General features: G+C 73.3%; 3 protein-coding genes and 2 pseudogenes. 3 read left to right on the forward strand and 2 right to left on the reverse strand.

All coding sequences use genetic code 11. The annotated features are described in order from the left end of the window. Together ND748_RS26910 and ND748_RS26915 are read right to left on the reverse strand one after the other, a co-directional pair. A pseudogene (locus ND748_RS26910) lies at nucleotides 1-881 on the reverse strand (hypothetical protein); the annotation flags it as partial. 207 nt (nucleotides 882-1,088) lie between these two features. Continuing rightward, nucleotides 1,089-1,751, reverse strand: a complete 663-nt coding sequence (locus ND748_RS26915) for an O-methyltransferase (protein ID WP_251749015.1) — start codon at nucleotides 1,749-1,751, stop codon at nucleotides 1,089-1,091. A 165-nt stretch (nucleotides 1,752-1,916) separates the two neighbouring features. Between ND748_RS26915 and sigE the strand changes: the two genes are divergently transcribed. The 3 genes and pseudogenes from sigE to ND748_RS26930 all read left to right on the forward strand — a co-directional run. After that, nucleotides 1,917-2,726 carry an RNA polymerase sigma factor SigE gene (gene sigE / locus ND748_RS26920; RefSeq protein ID WP_251749016.1) on the forward strand — a complete coding sequence of 270 codons (810 nt, stop codon included), beginning with the start codon at nucleotides 1,917-1,919 and terminating at the stop codon, nucleotides 2,724-2,726. Beyond that, on the forward strand, nucleotides 2,723-3,469 hold the full coding sequence (locus ND748_RS26925) for an anti-sigma factor (protein WP_251749017.1): 747 nt from the start codon (nucleotides 2,723-2,725) through the stop codon (nucleotides 3,467-3,469). The genes sigE and ND748_RS26925 overlap by 4 nt, the downstream gene beginning before the upstream one ends. A gap of 327 nt (nucleotides 3,470-3,796) precedes the next feature. Further along, a pseudogene (locus ND748_RS26930) lies at nucleotides 3,797-4,110 on the forward strand (hypothetical protein); the annotation flags it as partial.

Here is a 4,110-nt window from a genome sequence, read left to right on the forward strand (position 1 = left end):
GGCCGCGGGCGGTTGCCCGTGCTGCCGGCGAGACCGGCCCCGCCGCCGTGATAGCTCCCGCGCCCGATGCCGCCCTCACGCCCGATGCCGCCCTCACGCCCGACGTACGCTCCGCGGTCGGCGCCCGCACGGCGGTTCGAGTGGATGCCGGGGTCGGTGTGCTCATCGTGGACGGGGTGGCCCTCGCGATCGCCCTGGGTGTCGCGCCCGTTCTGGCCGCCGCGCCCGTTCTGGGTGCCGCGCCCGCCGTACCCCCCGCGGCCGGCCCCATCATCGGGAAGGTCGTACCGGCCGAGGCCGCCGTCGCTTCCGCGGCCGTCGTGGATGGTGCGGCCGCCCGGGCGGTCTCGGCCGCCCGGAAGGAGGCGGCCGTCCAAGGGATCGCGCCCGTCGTAGGGGTCGCGGGGGTACGGGGCACGGTCGGCATGGCCGTCGTTGTTGCCGTGGTCCCCGAAGTCGTCGGAGCCGCGCCGCTCGCCGATGGACGCCCCGGGGTCCTTGTGACCCCCGCCGTCGCCGTAGCCACGGCCGTAGCCCCCGTCGTCGCGGTAGCTGCCGCCGGCATAGCCACCGCTGTTGTCGGACCGGCCGTAGCCACCCCTGTTGTCGTACCGGCCGCTGTCGCTGTGACTACCGCTGTCGCCGTACCTACCGCTGTCGCCGTACCGGCCGCTGTCGTCATGGCCGCCGCGATCCTGGAACCCGCTGCGGCTGTCGTGGCCTCGGCGGTCCCCGTGGGCATCGGTGTCCAGGTGGGCGCCCGGGCGGCCCCGCTCGGCGCGAGTGGCGTGGGCACCGCGGTCGGCGTGGGGGTCGCGACCATCGCCTTCGTACCCGCCGAAGTCGTCGTAGCGCCGGTAGTCCCGGGCCGCCGGTGCCATCCACTCCCCAAGGCGTCGAAATGTCACGCTTGAGGGCACCTTACGCGCCAAGCGGGTCAGACCCCCGGCGAGCCGCGGCGGGGCGGGCCGGTTCAGCCGAGTCGCCGCACCGGGCCTGGATGGCACGTCCGGGCTAGTGGCTGCCCGGAAGGTCGACCGGCCGAACGATGCCCCGGATGGGACTACCCCGGGCCACCCCCGCAGGTCCTAACCGACGGGTGAGGACTTGGCGACCACTGCAATCAGCAGGCCGCCCCCGGTGGTGAGGAGCATCTGGGTGAGCCGTACATCGTCGCGCACGGCGGTGGCGAGCTCGCGGACGGCAACAGCGTCCGGGCCGCGGGCGCCCGGATCGGCCGCCTGGCCCTCGGCCAGCACGCCTGTGAACACGACCACTCCGCCCGGGCGGAGCAGCCGCAACGCCTGCGTGAGGTACTCGGTGCCCTCTCGGCGGTCGGCGTCGCAGAACACCAGGTCGTAGGCGCCGTCGGTCAGGCGGGGGAGGACGTCGAGGGCGCGGCCCGTGATGAGTCGGCTGCGGCCCGGCGCCATGCCGGCGTCGGCGTAGGTGCGGCGCGCCAGCCGGAGGTGCTCGGCTTCGACGTCAATGGTGGTTAGGGTTCCATCGGGCCGCATCCCGCGCAGCAGCCAGGTGCCGGAGACCCCGGTACCGGTGCCGATCTCGACGACCGCGCGGGCACTCACGGCGGCGGCGAGAAAACGCAGGACCGCACCGGCGCCCGGGCTGACCGGGACGATCCCGACCTCCTCGGCGCGGGCGCGGGCAGCACGAAGGATCGGGTCTTCCAACAGGAAGCCCTCGGCGTAGGCGGCGGCGGAGTCAAGCTCGCCGATGTCGGTGTCCGGCATGACACCCGCAGCCTACGGGAACGGGAGAGCACAGAGGCGCGTTCATCTGGTCAACGCGCATCGTGTCGAGGAACGAGGGGAGAAACATCGGTGTCCGCAGCGGGATTCGCCGCTCCCTGGCCGGCTCGTCGGGTACGTTCGACGCGAACCGACCGAGAGGCGGCCGTGGCTGCACAGGACTCCGGGGCGGGTTCCGACGCCGCCGGCGCCGCCGCCACTTCAGATGTTGCCGGTTGGGTGCCTCCATCGTGGGAGGACGTGGTCCGCGAGCACGGCAACCGGGTCTACCGGCTCGCCTATCGCCTCACCGGCAACGCCCACGACGCCGAGGACCTCACGCAGGACGTCTTCGTGCGCGTGTTCCGGTCCCTGGCGGACTACACGCCCGGCACCTTCGAGGGTTGGCTGCACCGGATCACGACCAACCTCTTCCTCGACCGCATGCGTCGGCAGCAGAAGATCCGCTTCGACGCGCTGCCGGAGGACACCGAGCGGCTCGCCGGGCGCGAGGCAAGCCCTGAGGCGGTCTACACGGAGGCCCATCTCGACGCCGACGTCGAGGCGGCGCTCGCGGCGCTGCCACCCGACTTTCGGGCCGCTGTGGTGCTGTGCGATATCGAACAGCTCTCCTACGAGGAGATCGCTCAGACGCTCGGCGTGAAGCTCGGCACGGTCCGCAGCCGGATCTCGCGCGGGCGGGCGATGCTGCGGGCGGCGCTGGCGGACCGGGCGCCCCGCACCGCCGACGGCGCCGTGCTGGCCGCCGCCGAGGACGGGGAGGACGTCTACACCAGTCCCGCGGCCCTGGCCGGTCGAGGCGATGCGCCCGGTGGCGCCGACGCCGATCATGATGAACTCTCCGTCTCGCCCGGGTCGCGCCGAAGCCGCGACGACGGGCGTGGCAGAGCCGGGCGGCGGCGTGGAGCCCTCCCCGCCGGTAGCAAGGGTGGTGCTCCTGCGGAGCGGCCCGCGTGACCGAGCATCTCGGCGACCGGGTCTCGCCCCTCATCGATCACCAGCTTGATCACGATGCGCGGGATCGTGCGCTCGCGCATCTCGCCGGCTGTGCGGACTGCCAGCGTGAGGTGGCGGCGCTGCGCCAGGTGAAGGCGCGGTTGGTCACTCTCGGCGATCCGGCGCTGCCGGATGCTGTCGCCGCCCGGCTGTTGAGCATCGGCGCCGGGATGGCGGGGCCTGGCCGCCCCGAGCCCGAGTGCGCTCCCCGCCTCTCGCCATCGTCGCCGCCCAGACGACCCGATGCCACCGGCCATGGTCGGTCCGCGGCGCAGCCGATCGATCGGCTGGCCTCCGATCGGCTGGCCTCCGATCGGCTGGCGTCCCGGCGCAGATCGCGCCGCGGAGCGACCGAGCTGCCCGGCAGAACGCGACATGGATCCCGGGCTGCGCGGCAGGGCGCCGGGCACCGGCAGGGGGCCCGACCGGGCGGATCGCGTGATCATCTTCGTCGACGACCGTCGCCACCCCCGCGGTCCGGTCCGGGCCGCGCGAGCATGCGTCGGACCCTGCTCGGTTCCGCGGCGCTGCTGATGCTCGCCGTCGCCGGCGCGGCCGTCTCGGACGGCCGGGGCACTGCCCGTCCGGCCGGTCCCATCGCCGTGCCGACCGTTTCCTCGGTGGTCTCCCCGGGCTCGCCGGCCGGTGGCTCTCTGCGCCTGATCCCCATGTTCGCGCCGATGAAGGTTTCGTTGCGCCGTTGACGTGACGTTCCCGGACGTCCGCCGTTGACCGGCACTGAACGTCGCGGAAACATTTGCTCACCCGCCGAGCCTGCATCGGCCGCGTCCGTGCTGCGCCAGTGTTCCTATCCGGGGGTGCCCGCACGTGGGGGTCATCCCGCGGAGCTGCGGAGACCGTCGCTGATTTCACCCCCGTCAGGGTGGCGGCAGGATGCTACTGCCCGATACCGGAAAAGTCTTTTTTCGGCTGTTCGGCGGGAGAGGTCTCCTCTGCTGTGATGTGAGGCTTTACCGTGTTACCCGCTCGGAGTCGTTGCGCGGGGCCTCCCAGGACGGAACCGGTTGCCGGTGTTCCGCCGTGTCGCGCGACGAGCGAGTCGGGAGATCGTGGTGGACGGCAACGACGACGAGGCGGCGATCGCCAGCATGGAGCCGGTTGACCCACCGGTCAGGCCGCGGCGCCTCGAACGGTCATCCGTGGTTATCGATGCCTCCGCCCTGCCCGGATGCGGTGGGACCGAACCGACCCGGGAGCCCCAGGTCGCCGGGCGTCCCTCCGGTGCCGGCATGCCGCCCGCCCGGCTGGCACGCGCCGATCCCACCCACGCCGATCCGGCAGGCGCCGATCCGACCCGCGCCGACCGCGCGCCCACCGCTGCGCC

This window comes from Frankia sp. AiPs1 (genome assembly GCF_023716945.1).
GTDB lineage: Bacteria > Actinomycetota > Actinomycetes > Frankiales > Frankiaceae > Frankia.

Coding starts and splice junctions, on each gene's coding strand:
- ND748_RS26915 (WP_251749015.1), bottom strand. CDS start 1,751: ATGCCGGACACCGACATCGGCGAGCTTGACTCCGCCGCCGCCTACGCC.